This window comes from Enterobacter sp. MGH 38 (assembly GCF_000492855.1).
Taxonomy (GTDB): Bacteria; Pseudomonadota; Gammaproteobacteria; order Enterobacterales; family Enterobacteriaceae; genus Enterobacter; species Enterobacter hormaechei_C.
The window spans coordinates 285,879-306,682 of the sequence record NZ_KI535607.1; the positions used below are offsets into that span (position 1 = coordinate 285,879).

At 55.7% G+C, this 20,804-nt stretch carries 18 protein-coding genes; 4 read left to right on the forward strand and 14 right to left on the reverse strand.

The window, feature by feature from the left end:
* Nucleotides 1-132: 132 nt before the first annotated feature.
* From recC to rppH, 9 genes are all read right to left on the reverse strand, one after another.
* Nucleotides 133-3,507: an exodeoxyribonuclease V subunit gamma gene (recC, locus tag L384_RS19535; RefSeq protein ID WP_003862774.1), complete on the reverse strand. Its 3,375-nt coding sequence runs from the start codon at nt 3,505-3,507 to the stop codon at nt 133-135.
* A gap of 12 nt (nt 3,508-3,519) precedes the next feature.
* Nucleotides 3,520-3,843, reverse strand: coding sequence for a prepilin-type N-terminal cleavage/methylation domain-containing protein (locus L384_RS19530; protein ID WP_003862776.1), 324 nt, complete (start codon nt 3,841-3,843; stop codon nt 3,520-3,522).
* A complete protein-coding gene (locus L384_RS19525; protein WP_003862778.1) occupies nt 3,828-4,226 on the reverse strand; it encodes a DUF2509 family protein in 399 nt (132 codons plus the stop codon). The genes L384_RS19530 and L384_RS19525 overlap by 16 nt, the downstream gene beginning before the upstream one ends.
* The gene (locus L384_RS19520; protein WP_003862779.1) at nt 4,223-4,783 is read right to left on the reverse strand and encodes a prepilin peptidase-dependent protein; all 561 of its coding nucleotides are present in this window, start codon (nt 4,781-4,783) and stop codon (nt 4,223-4,225) included. Before L384_RS19520 ends, L384_RS19525 begins: the two co-directional genes overlap by 4 nt.
* Nucleotides 4,774-5,238, reverse strand: coding sequence for a prepilin peptidase-dependent protein (locus L384_RS19515; RefSeq protein WP_003862783.1), 465 nt, complete (start codon nt 5,236-5,238; stop codon nt 4,774-4,776). Before L384_RS19515 ends, L384_RS19520 begins: the two co-directional genes overlap by 10 nt.
* 184 nt (nt 5,239-5,422) lie before the next feature.
* Nucleotides 5,423-6,217 (reverse strand): thymidylate synthase, encoded by a 795-nt coding sequence (thyA, locus tag L384_RS19510; RefSeq protein WP_003862785.1) that lies wholly within the window; start codon nt 6,215-6,217, stop codon nt 5,423-5,425.
* Nucleotides 6,218-6,223: 6 nt separating this feature from the next.
* Complete coding sequence (gene lgt, locus L384_RS19505) at nt 6,224-7,099, reverse strand: prolipoprotein diacylglyceryl transferase (protein ID WP_003862787.1); 876 nt, start codon at nt 7,097-7,099, stop codon at nt 6,224-6,226.
* A gap of 227 nt (nt 7,100-7,326) precedes the next feature.
* The gene (gene ptsP / locus L384_RS19500) at nt 7,327-9,573 is read right to left on the reverse strand and encodes a phosphoenolpyruvate--protein phosphotransferase (protein WP_003862789.1); all 2,247 of its coding nucleotides are present in this window, start codon (nt 9,571-9,573) and stop codon (nt 7,327-7,329) included.
* 12 nt (nt 9,574-9,585) lie between these two features.
* Nucleotides 9,586-10,116, reverse strand: coding sequence for an RNA pyrophosphohydrolase (gene rppH, locus L384_RS19495; RefSeq protein WP_003862791.1), 531 nt, complete (start codon nt 10,114-10,116; stop codon nt 9,586-9,588).
* 683 nt (nt 10,117-10,799) lie between these two features.
* Between rppH and mutH the strand changes: the two genes are divergently transcribed.
* From mutH to L384_RS19480, 3 genes are all read left to right on the forward strand, one after another.
* Nucleotides 10,800-11,492 carry a DNA mismatch repair endonuclease MutH gene (mutH, locus tag L384_RS19490; RefSeq protein WP_003862792.1) on the forward strand — a complete coding sequence of 231 codons (693 nt, stop codon included), beginning with the start codon at nt 10,800-10,802 and terminating at the stop codon, nt 11,490-11,492.
* Nucleotides 11,493-11,620: 128 nt separating this feature from the next.
* Nucleotides 11,621-11,839: a YgdI/YgdR family lipoprotein gene (locus tag L384_RS19485; protein WP_003862794.1), complete on the forward strand. Its 219-nt coding sequence runs from the start codon at nt 11,621-11,623 to the stop codon at nt 11,837-11,839.
* Nucleotides 11,840-11,971: 132 nt separating this feature from the next.
* Nucleotides 11,972-13,012, forward strand: a complete 1,041-nt coding sequence (locus L384_RS19480; RefSeq protein WP_023323695.1) for an NADP(H)-dependent aldo-keto reductase — start codon at nt 11,972-11,974, stop codon at nt 13,010-13,012.
* Between the two features lie 93 nt (nt 13,013-13,105).
* On the opposite strand, the gene lplT is transcribed toward L384_RS19480, so the two are convergent.
* Nucleotides 13,106-14,299 carry a lysophospholipid transporter LplT gene (gene lplT / locus L384_RS19475; protein ID WP_003862801.1) on the reverse strand — a complete coding sequence of 398 codons (1,194 nt, stop codon included), beginning with the start codon at nt 14,297-14,299 and terminating at the stop codon, nt 13,106-13,108.
* Nucleotides 14,292-16,451 carry a bifunctional acyl-ACP--phospholipid O-acyltransferase/long-chain-fatty-acid--ACP ligase gene (gene aas / locus L384_RS19470; RefSeq protein WP_023314771.1) on the reverse strand — a complete coding sequence of 720 codons (2,160 nt, stop codon included), beginning with the start codon at nt 16,449-16,451 and terminating at the stop codon, nt 14,292-14,294. The genes lplT and aas overlap by 8 nt, the downstream gene beginning before the upstream one ends.
* 617 nt (nt 16,452-17,068) lie before the next feature.
* On the opposite strand from aas, the gene galR reads away from it, so the two are divergent.
* Entirely contained in the window at nt 17,069-18,091 is a 1,023-nt protein-coding gene (gene galR / locus L384_RS19465) for an HTH-type transcriptional regulator GalR (RefSeq protein ID WP_003862806.1), read from the forward strand.
* Here the strand turns inward: galR and L384_RS19460 are convergent.
* The 3 genes from L384_RS19460 to L384_RS19450 all read right to left on the reverse strand — a co-directional run bounded on the left by L384_RS19460 (nt 18,046) and on the right by L384_RS19450 (nt 20,798).
* Nucleotides 18,046-18,522: a GNAT family N-acetyltransferase gene (locus L384_RS19460; protein WP_003862808.1), complete on the reverse strand. Its 477-nt coding sequence runs from the start codon at nt 18,520-18,522 to the stop codon at nt 18,046-18,048. The genes galR and L384_RS19460 overlap by 46 nt on opposite strands.
* Nucleotides 18,519-19,292: a GntR family transcriptional regulator gene (locus L384_RS19455; protein WP_003862809.1), complete on the reverse strand. Its 774-nt coding sequence runs from the start codon at nt 19,290-19,292 to the stop codon at nt 18,519-18,521. Before L384_RS19455 ends, L384_RS19460 begins: the two co-directional genes overlap by 4 nt.
* Before the next feature lie 78 nt (nt 19,293-19,370).
* Nucleotides 19,371-20,798: a glycoside hydrolase family 1 protein gene (locus L384_RS19450; RefSeq protein ID WP_023323696.1), complete on the reverse strand. Its 1,428-nt coding sequence runs from the start codon at nt 20,796-20,798 to the stop codon at nt 19,371-19,373.
* Nucleotides 20,799-20,804 lie beyond the last annotated feature (6 nt).

Genomic DNA, 20,804 nt, shown 5'->3' on the forward strand with positions numbered 1-20,804 from the left:
TCTTTATCACGGCTACATCATTAACAACGTGCGTGCTGGACACGCCAGCATCTCTTTCTTTGGGTACATCAGTCCGTGATAAGAGGTGCATCATAAATGAACACATCATACTGCGCAATTTTTATACAGCACTCAGGACTGATTAAATTTGTATAACGGTAACAGGTAGCGTTGCGCCTCCTGGGTGATAATGTCGAAATATTCTGGCTCCAGCGTTCGCCATAAACGTTGATACCAGACATCGTCACCTTCGCCACGTACCATCATGTTCCCTTCGTAGGCCTGCAAAAACTTGCTGCGCGCTTTCTGGAGCGAAGCCTCATCCGTTAACATGGCATCATTCTGCGCGTCATAACAGGCTTTTATCCATGCCCCCCCACTTTCAGGCAGCAAAAGCAGGGGTTTGTTCATGCCCTGACGGTAACCTTCAATATAAAGCGACAGGTACGTCAACGCCTGCTCAGGCTCCATCCGCGGGAAGCGCCATTCGCCGTCCTTACGTACAAACAACCGGCTTTCACCTTCGTGACCACTCGCACTGTAGACAAGATGTTCGAGCCAGAGTTGCAGGCCATGTGAAACGCTGAGCATGGATGGGCGCCAACGCAGCAGCCCGTCAGACTGCACGTGCGTGAGCCAGCCGCTAAGGTGCATACCGTTACAATCGAGATCGATTTCAATGCTGCTCGCCGGCTGCCGACACGCGATAACGCGGTCAGCTAGCGCTCGCATCTCCTCGCACTGGGCATCCCAGACGATTTCGCCGAATGCACCATACGGAAGTAATCCCGACGCCCTGTAACGTCGAAACAGTTTACTGGCGTCTTCTTCGTCAACCAGCGCATTCAGAAGCTGGGAATTAAGCTTAAAACGCTCCAGCCCATCAAGAATAAACGGTTCCGCATCGGGGATTTCGCTCTCTTCAGAGCGGAAATTCACCTGCAAGCGTTGCTGGAAAAACGCCCGAACCGGGTGTGCCCAAAAGCGCTGTAGCTGCTCAAACGTGAGGGTGTCTATAGCGCGCGGTTCGAGCGCCTGAATAAAATCGGTTTGCGGCGTCCCCGCTTTCTTCGCGGCGGGAAGCCACTCGCGGGCATAGCTTTGCAGTTCATCAGGAACGTAGTTGACAGGATCGAACGGCATACGGCTATGGTGGCAAGTGATATGCGCTATCACCCGACGTTCGCTTTCGTCGCAGTTGCAGGCTTCATCGCCCGGCAGATAGTGGCTCTGTCCAATGTAGTCCACTAGCTCCTGCACCAGCACAGACGGGAAACGCTCGCTGTTATCCTGAATTGAACGTCCGATATAGCTGATATAAAGCCTGCTTTGCGCAGACATCAGCGCCTCAAGGAAGAGATAACGGTCATCATCGCGGCGGCTGCGGTCACCCCGCTTCGGTTGTGCGCTCATAAGATCAAAGCCCAGAGGCGGCAGCGCACGCGGATAAATACCGTCGTTCATGCCAAGCAGACAGACCACTTTGAACGGGATTGAACGCATTGGCATCAGGGTACAAATATTCACCGGCCCCGCAAGGAAGCGCTGGCTGATGCGCTCCTGATCGAGACGTTGCGTCAGCTCATCACGCAGAAGCGAAAGGGGAACCGCCTCGTGATAGTGCGAATTAACCCCTTCATCAACGATGGCCTGCCACTGCTTCTCGATAAGCGCCATGGCGGCTTCAGTTTCGCTGTCCGGCAGGAAGAAATCATTCAGCATTTCGCGGCAAACTGGCAGCCACTCTTCGAGCGGGCGGGGCTGCATCAATGCACGGCGCCAGCGGTTGAGCTGCATAAGCAGCGAGGCTAAGTGACCAACCAGTTCCGCGATCAACCCACTGGATTCATCGTACGGCAGCACGTCATTCCATTCGCCGTGGATGCTCTCCATTGCATACCCCAGCAGCATGCGCGTCAGCCCAAACTGCCAGGTATGCTGGCCGGTTGCTGGCAGTTCGAACTCCTGGACGTTATCATCGTCGATACCCCAGCGGACACCGGATTCGTTGACCCACTGGCGCAGATAGCGCAACCCCTCTTCGTTAATGTTGAAACGTGCGGCCAGAACTGGCACATCCAGCAGTGCCAGCACATCCTCAGAGATAAACCGGCTATCAGGCAGCGAAAGCAGGCTGATAAAGGCCTGTAGCGCCGGGTGTGACTGACGAGCGCGACGGTCAGAGATTGCGTAGGGCAGATAGCGGTCGCCCGTTGCGCTGCCAAATACCGCCTGAATAAACGGGCTGTAGCTGTCGATATCGGCCACCATCACCACGATATCGCGCGGTGTCAGGGTTGGGTCGTCCTGCAACATGGCCAGCAGGCGGTCATGAAGAATTTCAACTTCACGCTGTGGGCTGTGACAAACGTGGATCGCGATACTACGATCGTCAGGATCCAGTTTTCGCTTCTTATCGCTTCGCGCAAACTCCTCGGCAGTGATCCCGGCAACGGCACGGTTCTCTAAATCCAGAATATCAAGCTGAATATTGTGCAGCAGGCTATCCGGCGTAATATCGGCAAACGCATCCACATCCCCTTCTCCCGAGGAGGTGATATCTGAAAGCAGATAAATATAGTCACGTCCGAGCTTGCCCCACGAGGCAAGCAGCGGGTTCGGCAGGTTCTGAATCCCCTCTTCATCAAAAAGCTGCGCCGCGTTTTCACTGTCTTTAAACAGCGGCACCGCGCGTTCTTCAAAGAGACGTTTTCTCTGACGGGTGACCAGCCGTGAAAGCCAGCGCGGATCCTGAATATCCCCCCAATAGTGCCGACACGGGTTGGTAAAGAGGATATGGATATCAGTGTGCTTACCGAGCGCTTTTAGCGCGTTCAGGTAGACAGGCGGCAACGCGGAGATACCGCAAATGAACACGCGTGACGGCAAACGGGCTGGCCGTTCTGCGCTGTTCTCAAGTATCGAGATAAAGCGATCGTACAAGTTAGCACGGTGCCACTTAGGCTGACCGAGTTTCCCGGTATGCTCGACCAGCGCTTTCCAGAGCGGCGCCTGCCAGATTTGCGCTTCCGGTAACCCATCGACTAATTCTCCCGCTTCCCAGCGAATCAGCCAGTCTGCACGGTAAACCAGATACTGGTCATAGAGGTCGGCAGTACGTGAGGCCAGCTGGAAAAGTTTACGCTTGTCGGTGTCGTCATTCAGGTAGTGCCGCAGCATGGCAAACTCATCACGCGCCAGCATGTCCGGCAGCAGCGTCATCAGTTTCCAGGCCATGCTTTGTTTGTTGAAGGCGCTCTGCTCAGGGATGTCCGGCAGGACGCGAACAAACATCTCCCAGATAAAGCTCGCGGGCAGCGGAAAATCGATGTTCGCCGCAATGCCAAATTTCTGCGAAAGGGACATTTGCAGCCACTGCGCCATACCGGTGCTCTGCACCAGCACCATTTCTGGCTCAAACGGATCGTCAAGACGCTCTTGCTCAACGATATACTCCATCAGTGCTTCCAGCACATCCAGACGATTTGAGTGGTAAACCCTTAGCATAAACGCTCCCGACTAGCGGCTAACCGGGCAGTGCAGACGCGTTAACGCGCCCTGCCGCCCCATAGGAGAAATAAGTGTGACCGTGATGCTGACACATCCGGACTGTGTTGTCTGCCCCCGACTGACCTGCCAGCCCGGCGGGAGCGTTAATGTTGAGATCTGCGATTGATTCCACGCATGATGCCATAGCTGACGATACTGGCTAAGCGCCGCATACCGGGCTGCCAGCGCGCGATGATATCCGGATAACGCCGTCACAACCACAACCAGCAACATCATTGCCAGCAAAACCTCCACCATGCTAAATCCTTTTTGTCTGCTCAGGGTAACTGACATAGCGTACTTTCCTTAAGGGGGCAGAAATCACTCCAGCCGTGGGCGGAAAAGCGTATCTGCCCTTCCGCGATGTCCCCGCCTTGCCATAGCAACAGATCGTCATTGCCGGCAATAAGCAAAACACGCTCCCCAAACAGCCTTACACAGACCCGCAAACGCTGTGTCTGTTTGCACTGAACCTCTGGCTGTAAAGCCCATTCCTGAACGCGCCCCCACTCCAGTGCAGATTGCACGGCAGCCTGCTGGCGAACAGACAAACTCTCGCCACTTACCAGCGTGCTAAAGGTTTGCAACTGCTGATTTAATCCGGTGAGGATCAGCGTGCCGAGCACCAGCAATAGCAGGACCAGCGCCAGCGATGACATGCCCCGCTGACGATTCACAGATTAAACCCCGTTACGGTATGGCGAGCTGAAAAGGGTGCGGTCAGTTCACCTTTACGGCGGGCACGCAGCTCGATACTGATGACCGGCGCAAAGCCAGCACGATCGGTTTTAGTGACCATAAATTGCTCTATCAGGACCCGATCCGGGTCGGTGAGCTTATCCCATCCCTTACCGTCACAGGATGTGGCGCCCCGCAGCGTTTCAAGCGATCCGGACTCAAGCCGAAATCCCGTACTGTCGTTTTCTGACGCGGTGCTATCCCACTGGCCGTTGCTGTTCGCATCCCATTGCACAATCGCACATCGTCCTTGCCTGCCGATGATCATCCCCTGTCCCTGGCAATGCCCTGCACAGTATCCTGCTCTCTGAAACTGTTTACCGACCGCGAACAGACGTTGCCAGACCTCATCCTCCAGCTCCTGCTGCCCGGATTGCAGTAAAACCCCCCGCTGTAGCCCCGGTAAAAAACGTGACGTGCTGAGTAACAGAATGCTGCTTATCGTCATCGCAATCAGCACTTCCAGCAGGGAAAACCCTTTTCGATTTACTGGCATGCACCTTCTCCTGCGGCATTACACAGCCTGATACGTCCGCCATTTGAGACAATAACCCACCACCCACCAGCGCGGCTCTGCACCCGGATATGTCCGGCCCACGCGGTATCTCTTAAACCGTAAAATCCCAGCGCAGGTGTTATGTCGCTTATCGTGACCCCTGGCCACATCGGCTTCATCACGAACGGTCCGCCGCTGTCACAACCGGTCACCGCTGAACTGGCCAGACAGTTCTTTTCACCGTCGTTATACAGCGCGATCCTGTGCTCGCTGTTGTGACGGTTGGCGTCATTGCGCAAAAACACCAGGTAATCCCGCACCTGGCAGGCGGTTTGCCAAAGCCGCTGCCGCTGCTGCCAGCTGTCCCAGCCATAGAGTCCTGTGGCGCTGAGGATCACTGCCAGCGAAACGGCGATAAGGGTTTCGATAAGCGTAAAGCCTTGTTCGTTTTTCATGGCGGGAGTGTGGAGGAATAGCAGAAACGGTGCGAGCGTCAAACCAGAACTTTACGAGCCGCTTTCAGGAGATTTTCACCCGTTGCAACGCGTTGCATCATCTCTGGAAACAGGCTCGAAAAACAAAACGGGCGTGAAAAAAAACCGGCGCTAAAGAGCACCGGTTGTGTCAGGATTTGCCGTATCAGATGGCGACAGGAGCTTTAATGCCGGGATGCGGGTCGTAACCCTCAATCTCGAAATCATCAAAACGGTAATCGAAGATCGAGTCCGGTTTACGTTTGATCACCAGCTTCGGCAATGCACGCGGTTCGCGCGTCAGCTGGAGATGCGTCTGTTCCATATGATTGCTGTAGAGGTGGGTATCACCGCCCGTCCAGACAAAATCGCCTACTTCAAGATCGCACTGCTGCGCCATCATATGCACCAACAGCGCGTAGCTGGCGATGTTAAACGGCAGGCCGAGGAACACGTCGCAGGAGCGTTGATAGAGCTGGCAGGAGAGCTTGCCGTCCGCCACGTAAAACTGGAAAAACGCGTGGCAAGGCGCCAGCGCCATTTTATCCAGTTCACCCACGTTCCAGGCAGAGACAATGATACGGCGCGAGTCCGGATCATTTTTCAGCTGGTTTATGACGGTCGTGATCTGGTCAATATGGCGGCCGTCCGGGGTAGGCCACGCGCGCCATTGCTTGCCGTAGACCGGACCCAGGTCGCCGTTCTCATCTGCCCACTCGTCCCAGATGGAGACATTGTTTTCATGTAGATAAGCAACGTTGGTATCGCCTTGCAGGAACCAGAGCAGTTCATGAATGATCGAGCGCAGATGGCAGCGCTTCGTTGTCACCAGAGGAAAGCCTTCTTGCAGATTGAAGCGCATCTGGTGGCCAAAAATGGAGAGCGTACCGGTGCCGGTGCGGTCGTTTTTCGGCGTGCCCTCGTCGAGCACTTTTTTCATCAATTCAAGATACTGTTTCATGATTCCTCAGGAAAGTTGTTGCTGTGGACGACGACGATACGCCCAAATCATCATAATGGCACCCGCGACAATCATCGGGATGGAGAGGATCTGCCCCATGCTGATGTACTGTACCCATTCACCGGTAAACTGCGCATCCGGCTGGCGGAAGAACTCGACGATGATACGAAACGCGCCGTAGCCAATCAGGAACAGACCGGAGACAGCCCCCATTGGACGCGGTTTGCGGATATAAAGATTCAGGATGATGAACAGCACCACGCCTTCCAGCGCCAGCTCATAGAGCTGTGACATATGGCGCGGCAGGACGCCGTAGGTATCGAAAATGGACTGCCACTCAGGATGCGAAGGCAGCAGCGCGATATCCTCTGCGCGGGAGCCCGGGAACAGCATGGTAAACGGCACGCTCGGATCGACACGCCCCCACAGCTCACCGTTGATGAAATTGCCCAGACGCCCTGCGCCCAGCCCAAACGGGATTAACGGCGCAATAAAATCAGCCACCTGGAAGAAGTTGCGTTTGGTGCGTCTGGCGAAGATCACCATCACGAGGATCACACCAATCAGTCCGCCGTGGAAGGACATACCGCCGTCCCAGACGCGGAACAGATAGAGCGGGTCGTTCAGGAATACCGGGAAATTATAGAACAGGACATAACCGATGCGACCTCCCAGGAATACGCCGAGGAAGCCGGCATAAAGCAGGTTTTCCACTTCGTTCTTCGTCCATCCACTGCCCGGACGACTGGCGCGACGGCCAGCAAGCCACATGGCAAAAACGAAGCCCACCAGGTACATCAGACCGTACCAGTGCAGCGCTACAGGTCCTATTGAGAAAATAACCGGATCGAATTCCGGAAAATGCAGATAACCACTGTTCATCTGTCACCACAAGATGTTGTTATTCCGCTGAAAGTGGACAGCGGGTGAATTGCATTCCCGCCGTTGGCAGGTGCTCCAAAGTTGCGAATCATAGCATAAGGCAGGCGCGGAGGATGCGCCTGAGATGTAAAAGATGTGTATAGGGTTTTACGCGCGCTGTTCTCCCTCACCCCATCCCTCTCCCTCAAGGGAGAGGGGTCGTCCGAGCAGTCATTATTTTGTGGGGATCAGCGGCCGCCGCGGATCAAACCGCCCATGCCGCGTCGCTCCATAAACGCAGCCACCTGATGGCGCACTTCGGCTGCCAGCTGTGCTTCCAGGCTACGCGCGGCCAGTTCGCGCGCCTCATCTTGTTCGATGTGACGTAACAGGTATTTCACACGCGCAACGGAACGTCCGTTCATTGACAGGTGACGGAAACCGAGACCAATCAGGATCGCCACGCACATCGGATCGCCGGCCATTTCACCGCACAGGCGCAGGTCGATATTATGCTGCTCGGCTTCGCGGGCGATCATCGCCAGGGCACGAAGCATCGCCGGGTGCAGGCTATCGTAGATGCTGGCAACACGCGTATTGTTGCGATCGACTGCCAGAATGTATTGCGTTAAGTCGTTGGTACCAACGGAGATAAAATCAACGCGGGTCGCCAGCTGCGGCAACATAAAGACCATCGAAGGCACTTCAAGCATCACGCCGATACGGGGTTTAGGGATCGCATAGCCGATCATCTCTTCCACTTCGCGCCCTGCACGTTCTATCAACCGCCGCGCTTCGTCGATCTCGTCAATACTGGTGACCATCGGCAGCAAAATGCTGAGATTCCCCGTGGCCGCGTTGGCACGCAGCATGGCACGAACCTGGATAAGGAAGATTTCCGGCTGATCGAGGGTTATGCGGATCCCACGCCAGCCGAGGCAGGGATTCTCTTCACTGATGGGCATATAGGGCAGTTGCTTATCCGCGCCGACGTCCAGGGTGCGCAACGTGACGGGTTTGTCATTAAACATCTGCAACATGCCCTGATACTGCGCCACCTGCTCCTCTTCTGACGGGAAGCCGCTTTGCAGCATAAACGGTATTTCAGTGCGGTAGAGGCCGATGCCATCGATGCGGCTGCCGAGCTTCTCTTCATGCTCGGGGCTTAAGCCAGCGTTGAGCATCACCTTCACCCGCTCACCGCTCTTGAGCTGCGCGGGCAGGTTGACGTCATCTTCCGCCAGCTTGCTTAATTCATTCTCTTCGCTGATAAGACGCTGGTACTCCTGAAGGAGAACCGGTTCAGGATCCACCAGCAACTCACCACGATATCCGTCCACCACCAGCGTACGGCGATGCAGTACGGAGGGCTGAATATCCGCCCCCATCACGGTCGGAATACCGAGCGCGCGCACCATAATGGCGGCATGGGAGTTAGCAGCGCCATCGCGCACCACCACGCCCGCCAGCCTGTCCTGCGGTAATTCAGCCAGCGTCGTCGCTGAGAGTTCATCGGCCACCAGCACAAACCGGTTCGGCCAGGCGTTCGCCCCCTGAATAGTATCATCGAGGTGGAACAGCAGACGTTGCCCAAGCGCGCGTAAATCGCCGGCGCGCTCTTTCAGATAACCGTCAGTCAGCACCGCAAACTGCTCAGCAAATTTTTCAATGACCTTTTTAACCGCCCATTCTGCCACCGAACCTTTATCGACCTCGGCAAATAACTCACGACGCAAACGCGCATCGGAAAGCAGGTGTGAGTAGAGATCGAAAATAGCCGCCGTCTCTTTTTGCGCGCCAGCGGCAAAGCGTTTGCTGTAGCGACGAAACTCATTCGCCGCCTCTTCCAGCGCAGCGGTAAGCCGTTCGCGCTCAAGCGCTTCATCCAGCGTCGAGGCTTCGTAGACCTGCTCCATCAGCGGGAGCGTGGCATCCATCCAGCCTTCGGCAATCGCGACGCCCGGCGAGGCCGGAAGCGCGCGGATGCGGGTATGACGATACTGCCCAAAAAGGGCTGCCAGCTGAGACTGGGAGAGGATAGCAGCCATCTGCGTTGCCAGCGTGACGAGGAAAGACTCCTCGCTTTCGTCGTACTGCCGCAACTCTCGTTGCTGGACAACAAGCACGCCAAGCAGTTGGCGGCGCTGAATAATAGGCACGCCAAGGAAAGCGCGGAACCGCTCCTCTTTGACGGAAGGGATATATTTGAAGCTGGGGTGTTTTTGCGCATCGGCAAGGTTGATTGGCTCCGCCAGTCGCCCGACCAGGCCAACAATACCTTCATCAAACGCGAGCGTGACGGTGCGTCCCCGTGGTTTTTTTAAACCGCGGGTTGCCATCAGGTAGTAGCAACGTCGGTCATGATCGGCCAGGTAGACCGAACAGACCTCGGTTTCCATCGCAAGACAGATGTCCGTCACCAGAATATTCAGCGCCTCGTTGAGGCGAGGCGCACTGGCAACCTTTTCAACTATTTCTCGCAAGCGGGTGAGCATGATTTGCGTAGCTTAACCTCTTTTACGTCGCCAGGCAGGTGCGCTCTGTGGCTTCGGAGGCGTCTCCTGAAGCTGCATCACGACACTTGCGAACTCTTTCATCACCCTACGATATACATCGCGCTTAAATGACACGACCTGACGAACCGGATACCAGTAGCTTACCCAGCGCCAGCCATCAAACTCTGGCGTGCTGCTGGTTTGCATATTGATATCTGAATCGTTGCCCACCAACTGCAAAAGAAACCACTTCTGTTTCTGGCCGATACAAACCGGCTTTGTGTCCCAACGCACCAAACGTTTCGGTAACTTGTAACGCAACCAGTTGCGGGTCGAAGCCAGAATACGAACATCTTTTCGGCTTAAACCAACCTCTTCAAACAGCTCCCGGTACATCGCTTGTTCTGGGGACTCTCCAGGATTGATCCCGCCTTGCGGGAACTGCCAGGAGTGCTGACCATATCGCCGGGCCCACATCACCTGGCCCTGACGATTACAAATTACTATTCCTACGTTTGGGCGGTAGCCATCGTCATCAATCACCGGACTACCCCAAACTAAATCTGATATATGAATGATTGTTTCACACTACAGGGAGGCGGTAAACCACTCTCTTACAGGCCTGCAACCTAATAACATTTGAATAACTCACAATTTAGTGAGGAGTTATAAACAGATGCGGGCGACAGAGACCATTTTTATTCACCTTTTCTGTGGATATAGTTGTGAAGAAGTGCGGAATTACCGATGAACAACCTTTTAACCCGACGAAACGCCAATTTACCCTGCCAATAATAAATCATTTAAATTCATAATATTATATTGGAATTAAGGGTGCCAGAGGCGATTAACGTGACGATCGTCACATCAAAGATCCTCCTGCTGATGAAAGATCGAACAGCGTCGGTTTTATCCACAGATTGTGCCAATAAGTTAGGCACAATTTGTGTGAAAATTCGATTTTCATCGCACGTCAAGGCTGTAAATTGAAACAGTAGTGGCAGTTATTCCCAGTTATCCCATTTTTCTGTGGATAACATGGTGTAAGATCCTGTTTATTGTCAGTGACCAGAATTGCACAACCTGTTTTTTAGCCGCGGCGCGACGGGCTATAGTCTAAAAAAGATGAAATAAATCATACGCATGGGATATTCACTCAGAAAAAGGTAAACTCTGTCCACAAGGGATAAAATATCAGCTCATTTTTTAATCAAAAGGTTGTTAGTATGCATTCTCTCGCCCCACTGCTCTCCCCTCCCGTCAGTGAAGCCCAGTTGCTCCAGCAGGCGCAACGTCTGGCAGGCTATTCACTGGGCGAGCTGGCCGTGATGGCGGGGTTGACGATACCCAACGATCTAAAGCGTGATAAGGGCTGGATCGGCGTGTTGCTGGAACGCTGGCTGGGCGCAAGCGCGGGCAGTAAACCCGAGCAAGATTTTGCGGCGCTGGGGGTGGAACTGAAGACGATCCCCATCGATAGCCAGGGGCGGCCGCTGGAAACCACCTTTGTCTGCGTTGCGCCGCTCACGGGTAACAGCGGAGTGACCTGGGAAACCAGCCACGTCAGGCATAAGCTGAAGCGGGTGTTGTGGGTACCCGTTGAGGGCGACAGGCAGATCCCGCTGGCAGAGCGTCGCGTTGGCGCCCCGCTGCTCTGGAGTCCGAATGATGAAGAGGAGAGACTGCTTTCCCAGGACTGGGAAGAGCTGATGGACATGATTGTGCTGGGACAGGTTGAGCGGATCACCGCCCGGCATGGCGAAGTGCTGCAACTTCGTCCTAAAGCCGCCAATAGCAAAGCGCTCACTGAAGCGGTAGGCGCACAGGGCGAACCGATCCTGACGCTGCCGCGCGGTTTCTATCTTAAAAAGAATTTCACCGGGGCACTGCTGGCACGCCACTTCCTGTTGAAAACATAGTTTTTTACTAATTTTGCGCTCCGGCTAACATAATCTCCTCCTTTTTAAGATTTCCCCCCTTTCACCTGTCGTAATATCAGGTTATTACTACACTATGATTTGATACGAGCCAGGTGAGGATGAGAACGATGAAAAAATGGGCAGTAATTATCTCAGCAGTCGGTTTAGCGTTTGCGGTATCGGGTTGTAGCAGCGACTATGTCATGTCAACGAAAGATGGTCGTATGATCCTGACCGATGGCAAACCCGAAGTCGACGACGATACCGGTCTGGTGAGTTACCGCGATCGCGAAGGCAATCAAATGCAGATTAATCGCGACGAAGTCTCCCAGATCATCGAGCGTTAAACAGATAAAGGTCAGTAGCTTGCTGGCCTTTTTGATTTTTTCCTTCCCCTTTTGCCTTCCCTCTGCCATGTTTATATTCCTTTGTCGGGAGGCTCCTGACGCAGTCTGTATGTCTAAAAAAGGAAACCGGCTATGCATTATCATCGTATCCCCCACAGCGCTCTGGAGATCAGCCAACTGGGGTTGGGCACCATGACATTTGGTGAACAAAACAGCGAAGCCGATGCCCATGCACAACTCGATTACGCCGTCAGCCAGGGCATTAACCTGATTGACGTGGCGGAGATGTACCCCGTTCCTCCCCGCCCGGAAACACAAGGTCTTACTGAAACGTATGTCGGCAACTGGCTGGCGAAACGCGGCAATCGCGAAAAGCTGGTCATCGCCTCCAAAGTCAGCGGACCTTCCCGTAATAACGATGCCGGGATCCGCCCTAATCAGATCCTCGATCGCAAGAATATCCGTGCGGCGCTGGATGCAAGCCTCAAGCGCCTGCAAACCGACTATCTCGATCTTTATCAGGTGCACTGGCCGCAGCGTCCGACGAACTGCTTCGGTAAGCTTGGCTACACCTGGAACGAAAGTGCTCCGGCCGTTACCCTGCTGGAAACGCTGGAAGCGCTCACGGAGTGCCAGCGGGCGGGTAAGATCCGCTACATCGGCGTTTCCAACGAGACGGCGTTTGGCGTGATGCGCTATCTGCATCTGGCCGATAAACACGATCTGCCGCGCATCGTGACCATTCAGAACCCGTACAGCCTGCTGAACCGCAGTTATGAAGTGGGTCTGGCGGAGGTGACGCAGTACGAAGAGGTGGAGTTGCTCGCCTACTCCTGTCTGGGCTTCGGTACCCTGACGGGCAAATACCTGAACGGCGCGAAACCGGCTGGCGCGCGTAACACGCTTTTCAGCCGCTTCACCCGCTATAGCGGCGAGCAGACGCAAAAAGCCGTTGCGGCCTACGTGGATATCGCGAAACGCCACGGACTCGATCCGGCGCAGATGGCGCTGGCCTTCGTGCGTCGTCAGCCATTTGTGGGGAGTACCCTGCTCGGCGCAACGACGATGGATCAGTTGAAAACCAATATTGAGAGTTTCAATCTGAACCTGAGTGAAGAGGTATTAGCGGAGATAGAAGCGGTGCATCAGGTTTATACCTACCCGGCACCGTAATAAAAGCAAAACGGCAACGCACGTTGCCGTTTTTAGGGTTTTCACCCTCTCTCTGTGGGAGAGGGCCGGGGTGAGGGCATCAGGTAGCACAATTCAACGACGACGCTGCCAGACCCACAGCCCGCTAATCGCCAGCGCGAACAGCGCGCCGAATCCTACCCCGATTGCCACGACCGGCGCACCTGCTTTTACCGCCAGCGAGTAAATCCCCAGCATCAGCAACATCGCCATGTTTTCACCAAGGTTTTGCACCGCAATGGCGTTACCCGCCCCAACGGTCTGCTTGCCGCGCTCCTGCAACAGCGCGTTTAGCGGCACCACAAAGAAACCGCCTAACATGCCGATCAGCAACAGCAGGGCATAGGCAGGCAATAGGGCATGTTGCAGGGAGAAGAACAGAACGCCGACGCCAATCAGGATCCCCGCAGGCATGCAGCGCGCGACGGTTTCCAGCGTCACCAGTTTTGCCGCAGCCCCGGCCCCGACAACAATCCCGACGGCGACCATGGCATTCAGATAAGTCGGCGTGGCGTTGTCAGTAATGCCCAGCGCCACCGGCACCCACAGCACCAGCAGGAAACGCAGCGTAACGCCGGCCCCCCAGAACATGCTGGTGCCCATCAGCGAGAAGCGTGTTTCACCGTTACGCCACAGTACGCGGCAGGCGTTGAAGAAGCTGCCGGTCATGGGCCCGAAGCGCCAGGATTGCCCCGGACGCGCCACGGCCAGTTTGGGGATAAACAGGTTGGCGATCACCGCGCCACCGTACATCAGGGCGCAGATGCCAAGCGCGGCGAGCACATGCCAGTCTGCCAGTACGCCACCCGCCACCGAACCCAGCAGAATAGCCGCAATGGTGGAGGACTCCATCAGGCCGTTGGCCTTCACCAGCTTATCACCGGTGGTGAGCTCACCCAGAATACCGTACTTCGCCGGGGAGTAGGCTGCCGCACCAATGCCCACCAGTGTGTAGCCGACAAACGGGTTGATACCAAAGCAGATACTTGCCGCGCCCAGAAGCTTAAGGCTGTTGGCAAACATCATGACACGACCTTTCGGGAAGCTGTCCGCCACCTGGCCGACAAACGGCGCAAATACGATGTAAGCACCCACAAACACCATCTGTAGGATCGGCTGGCTCCAGTCGGGATAAAACTCAGCTTTCAGCAATGCCAGCGTGGCAAACAGCAACGCGTTATCGCCGAACGCGGAAAGAAACTGGGCGGCGATAACCGCCATCATGCCTTTCGACCAGATTGAAGTGTTAGTGTGCACTGACTCACGCATTTTGCTGTTCTGCCTCTTCAACCATGCCCTTCAGGGTCACGAAATCGGGTTTACCGCTGCCCAGCACCGGTAACTGTTTGAGGTAACGAATATCGCGGGGGACCGCCAGCTCGGGGATACCGTGTTCGCGTGCATACCTGAGCAGCGCGTCACGCTTCAGTTCACCGTCTGTCGTGAAGAGCACCAGCGCCTCGCCTTTACTGGCATCACTTTTCACCACGGTCGCATGCATTTTCTCTGCTGAGACTGCGGTCGCCAGCGTCTCGACCATTTCAAGAGAGACCATTTCCCCGGCGATTTTGGCGAAGCGTTTTGCGCGTCCCTGGATCTGCACGAAGCCCTGATCGTCGAAGCGCACGATATCGCCCGTGTCGTACCAGCCCGTTTCAACCTCGCCATTGACGTTCTCAGCCGTCGGCGCCTCAAGCACCCCCGGGTTTTCCACACGCAAATAGCCGTTCATGACGTTCGGCCCTTTCAGCTGAAGACGTCCGCCGTCTTCAATACCCGGCACCGCCAGCAGACGCGCGTCCAGCCCCGGCAGAATGCGGCCAACCGTTCCGGGTTTTGCCGCCATCGGAACGTTGATGGAGACCACCGGCGCGCACTCCGTCACGCCATAGCCTTCCAGAATGCGCAGGCCAAACTTGTCCTGCCAGATTTGGCGCGTGCTGTCCTGGAGTTTTTCTGCCCCCGCCACCACGTAGCGCACGCGGAAGAAATCATACGGGTTGGCGAAGCGCGCGTAGTTTCCGAGGAAGGTGGACGTCCCGAACAGCACCGTGCAGTTACGGTCATAAACCAGTTCCGGCACAATGCGGTAGTGCAGCGGGCTTGGGTAGAGGAACACCTCGGCACCGGTCAGCAGCGGCGTAAAGAGCCCCACGGTCAGACCAAATGAGTGGAACAGCGGCAGCGCCGACATAAAGCGATCGTTGGCGGTAAAGTCAGCAATGGTTTTAATCTGTTCGACGTTCGCCAGAATGCTTTTGTGACTGTGAACCACACCTTTCGGGTTGCCTTCAGAGCCGGAGGTAAAGAGGATAATGGCATCATCCTCCGGCTGCTGCTTAACCTGCGCCAGACGCGGCATCAGCAGGTGCGCGAAAATCCACAGCTTGTCGGCGGTCGTGACGTCTGCTTTCAGATCTTCCAGGAACACCCAGCGCACCTGCGTCAGCTGTTCCGGCAGGTGCCACAGCTTGCCTTTATCCAGGAACTGGCGGGAGGTAAAGACGGTGTTGATTTGCGCCGCGGTAATCGCGCTGGAGAGCCCTTTCACGCCCGCCGTGTAGTTCATCATCGCCGGAATGCGGCCCCGGGAGACGGCACCAAAGATCACCGCCGCGCTGATACCCGCGTTTGGCAGCATCAGGCCGATCTTTTCACCCTGTTTGCTGTATTTTTCCAGGATACGCCCGACAAACAGCGTTTTGGTCAACAGCTTACGGTAGGTATCCGGCGTAAAGTTGATGTCTTCAATGCAGTTTTTCTTCGCACCGTAGCGATACTGGGCCGACAGCAACGATTCATACAGCGTCTCGCGCGGGCGAACGGCCATGCGCGCTTCCATCATAATCTGGTGCAGCATTTCCCCGGCGATTTTACGGCGGTCGCGCGCACGCGGCGCCTCGGGCATCGGCAGTGACGTCGGCGGTAATATATGCAGCGTAATTTTCGGGAACAGACGCTGCTTCACCAGCCCTTTCAGACGACTGAAAAAGGTCAGCTCAGCCCCGTCGATGCGTAGCGGCACGACGGTGGCCTGAGACTTCGCCGCGACAAAACCGGCCCCATCGTAAATTTTCATCAGGGAGCCCGTCACTGAAATCCGCCCTTCCGGGAAGATAACCACCGGACGCCCCTGCCCAATCAGACGCACCAGATGTTTAATCATCATCGGTTTGGTTGGATCGAGCGGGACAAAATCAATCAGCGGTTTGAGCCAGCGCATGTACCATTTTTCACTGATGGAGCTGTACACCGCGAAGACGGGCCGCACGGGCAAAAACAGCGCCAGCAATACGCCATCAAGAAAAGAGACGTGATTCGGTGTGATAAGAACACGCTCGCCATAGAGTGCCTGCGTATCGCCAGTCACGCGGATGCGAAACAGGACACGAAACAGTGTGCGGAAGAACCCAAAAAGCATTTCAACTCCCTTTGCCAGCCAGTGTGAAAGGTATAAATGGTGGCAGATTACACGAGAAGTAGTGAGGGAGCGATAGCAAAAACAGAGGCGAAAAAAAACCTGCGCATCCGCGCAGGTTGGTGCAAGAGAAGAGTACGAAAACGTACCAGGAATTCTCACCAATCAATACCTCTGGGATCTTGATTGTGGCCTCCGGCGACAGGCTTCGCCAGCGGGAAAACGCAAGGGAATGAGCCGAAGTGCAACCAGGTGTGAATATTCTCTTTTGCTGTTACAGGTTGAACTTACAGGCAAAAAAAAACCTGCGTAAAACGCAGGTTGGTGTAAATCGTGTTAATCAACCGAAGTTGATTCCACCTATCAATACCTCTGGGATCTCGACTCTAGCAATTCATAACGCATCGTTGCTAACGGACAATCGCAACAGCCTGAGGCAAAGTGTAACTAAAGGTTCAGATTACCATTATTCAGACATGACTGGCCGTGTAACGATTACACCGCGAGGGATGTTCTGCTTCACGTTTGCAGAGGACGCTCACCCGCTCCCCTTGAATGCGCGCCGCTTTTCCGCAACACTAGTTAGTGTGTAAACGCTTACCCCTATAAGAAGGTATTGAATGGCGACAATTAAGGATGTGGCTCGTCTGGCCGGTGTTTCCGTCGCGACCGTCTCCCGCGTAATCAACAACTCCCCTAAAGCGAGTGATGCATCGCGCCAGGCCGTGCAGGACGCCATGGAAAACCTGAATTATCACCCTAACGCCAACGCGCGCGCCCTTGCCCAGCAGTCGACAGAAACCATCGGGCTGGTGGTCGGGGATGTATCCGATCCGTTTTTCGGTGCGATGGTCAAAGCCGTAGAACAAGTCTCTTATCACACCGGAAATTTCCTGCTGATTGGTAATGGCTACCACAATGAACAGAAAGAGCGCCAGGCCATTGAGCAGCTGATCCGTCATCGCTGTGCGGCACTGGTGGTCCATGCCAAAATGATCCCCGACGCCGAGCTGATCCATCTGATGAAACAGATGCCGGGGATGGTGATTATCAACCGTATTATTCCCGGTTTTGAAACCCGCTGCGTGGCGCTCGACGACCGTTACGGCGCATGGCTCGCAACCCGTCACCTGATCCAGCAGGGCCATACCCGAATTGGTTATCTGTGCTCCAACCACCCAATTTCCGATGCGGAAGATCGCCTTCAGGGCTATTACGACGCGCTGCGCGAAGCCGGTCTGCCCTGCAACGATCGTCTTGTGGCGTACGGAGAACCGGATGAGAGTGGCGGCGAGCAGGCGATGACCGAGCTGCTGGGACGCGGGCGGAATTTCACCGCCGTGGCCAGCTATAACGACTCCATGGCCGCCGGCGCAATGGGCGTGCTGAATGATAACGGGATCGACGTCCCGGCAGAAATTTCGCTGATTGGCTTTGATGATGTGCTGGTGTCGCGCTACGTGCGCCCTCGCCTGACCACCGTGCGTTACCCGATTGTAACCATGGCAACGCAGGCGGCAGAACTGGCGTTAGCGCTGGCCGAGCATCGCCCGCCGCCGGAAATTACCCACCTGTTCAGCCCAACCTTAGTGCGCCGTCACTCGGTGGTATCGCCCGCGGAAGCCGTGAGCGAACAGCGATAGAGATGGACGGTTTTATCCGGGTATTCCAGCGCATCGCCGATGTAGTGCCAGCCGTAACGTTCGTAGAAGTCGCGGCAGGCAGACCAGAGATGAAGCTCGTGATACCCGGCGCGTCGCGCGTAGCCGATAACATGCTGCTGAAGTTTTCCCGCCAGCCCGTTTCCCCGGGCGGCTTCATCGACATACAGCGCAGCCAGCCAGGGGTGGAGATCCTGTCGGGAAATTAAATCGCAACGCCACAGCCCAACGGTGCCCAGCAGCTGGTCATCCTCAACGGCAATAAAGGTGAGCGGTAACTCGCCCGGCGTCAGGCTATGCTCGACAATGCTCTGGAAAAAGGCACGCGGCATACCTTCACCAAACGCGTACCAGATCCAGTCGATCACCTGCTGTGTAAACTGCGGCGCAGCGTGAAGCGGCAGTATATTCACACCAGCTTCCCCTGGAAAAGAGGGACCGATTCGAAGAGATAGCCGTCGAAATCGGGTGCGTCTTCGTCTGACAGCTCAAGCAGGCTCTTTTTGACGTTTTCAAGATGCTGGAACATCGCCTGCCACGCCCCCATCACGTCGCGGCGGCGGAGCGCAGCGAGAATGGTTTGCCTGTCGCCGAGCCATTTCAGCCGCCATGCGCGGCTGGCGATGTGGCCGTTGAATTGCTGCCACAGTGGGCTGCTGTCCATGTGATGCCAGACGCTTTCAACGGTCGCCAGCAGCATCTGGTTTTGTGTGGCCCCCGCCAGTACCAGGTGGAACATTTTGTTGTTGTCCTGGCTGCGATCGTCGGCGGCAATCGCCCGTTGCTCCTGCTCGATGATGCGGCGCAGGTTGTCGATATCCGCCCGCGTCGCCATTTTTGCGGCAAAGGCGGCAATGTTGCTTTCAAGCAACTGACGCGCCTGGAGAATTTCAAACGGCCCCACGTCACTGTTCAGAAAACGCTCTTCCTCGTTTTCATGCTCCTCCGGAATGCGCATCACGTACACGCCAGACCCCTGGCGAATATCCACCGTCCCCTGAAGCTCAAGCATCAGCAGCGCCTCGCGCACAATAGTGCGGCTCACGCCATACGTCTCGGCGATGTTGCGCTCCGGCGGCAGACGCGATCCCACGGGATAATGCCCCTGGATAATCTGCGCCCGTAAATCCTCGCCAATCTCCTGGTACTGTTTTTTTTCCGGCAGGATGACAGCCTTATCCACGTTTTCACCTGTGTTTTTCAGTTAATGCGCGGGCCGGACGTCCTCCCGGCCAGTTTGTGCGCTATTTTACCAGAAGGCTTACTTCCATTCATCGTCTACCCTGAGCGTCAGCACACGCTCATCGCGCAGCTGGCGGAACCAGGACGCCGATTTCTTTGCCCGCCGTGCGCGATGGTTTTCAAGGTCGATCTCAATAAGCCCGTAGCGGTTTTTGAACGCGTTCATCGGCGAGACATTGTCGGTGAAGGCCCACAGCATATAACCGTGACAGTTTGCCCCCGCCTCCCGCGCCAGCAGCGTGTAGTAGAGATGTTCGCTGATAAACGCGATGCGGTACGTGTCATCGATAATGCCGTCGCGATTGCGAAACTGCGCTTCGTTCTCCACACCCATCCCGCTTTCCGCTACAAACCAGTCAATGTTGCGATAGTCGTTTTTAATCCGCATCGCCATGTCGTAAATAATGCGCGGGAAGATCTCCCAGCCGCGGGAGGTGTTCATCCTCCGCCCCGGCAGCTCGAACGGCTCGTAGTAATACGCCGGGTGGAACGGCGTCTCCGGGTGCCAGGCGCGGGACGGGGCTTTGACGCGATGCGGGTAATAGAGGTTAATGCCCAGCTCGTCGACGGTGTTGTCGGCAATCAGCGCCAGCTCGTCAGCCGTGTAGTCCCACTGCACCTGATGCTGCGCCAGCAGGGTAAAGAGCGCCTGCGGATAGCGCCCGTGCACCAGTGGGTCGAGAAAGACGCGGTTGTAGAACAGATCGTACATCTCTGCCGCTCGCACGTCATGCGGTGCGCGCGAGCGTGGATAGGTCACTTCCGGGTTAAGAATACAACCCACTGAGCCGTCATACCCTTTCTCGCGAAACAGCTTCACCACTTTCGCCGTCGCCAGCACTTTATGGTGGTTCCACTGCATCCAGGTGCTGGTGTTCTGCTCATAGGGCCAGCGCAGTGCGTCAAGGTAGACGCGCGTCTGGACCACAATCGGCTCGTTGAAGGTAAACCAGCGGGTGACTTTGCCGTGAAAGCGCTCAAACACTTTTTCCGCATAGCGAACGAACAGCTCGACGACGTGCTTCGACGCCCAGCCGCCGTAGGTTTCCAGCAGCACGCCCGGCAATTCGTAGTGTTCCAGGCAGATCATCGGCTCAATGCCCTGACGGTGCATTTCATCGAACAGCGCGTCGTAATAGGCGGCGTACTCTTCATCTACGGTGGCGTTTTCATAGTCGGTCAAAAAGCGCGACCAGTTGATCGAGGTGCGATAGTGCGTCAGGCCCGCCTGCTTCATCAGCGCCACGTCTTCACGGAAGCGATTAATAAAGTCGGTTGCCACCGCCGGGCCATAGCCGTTGTGCCAGACGTGACGATCGTTCTTGTACCAGAGATCGATCCACGAATCCTGCCCCGGCTTTTTGCCGCTCCAGCCCTCGGTCTGCCAGGCCGATGCCGCCGCGCCCAGCATAAAATCCTGCGGTATAGTTATCTGTTTTATGCTCATCCGGTC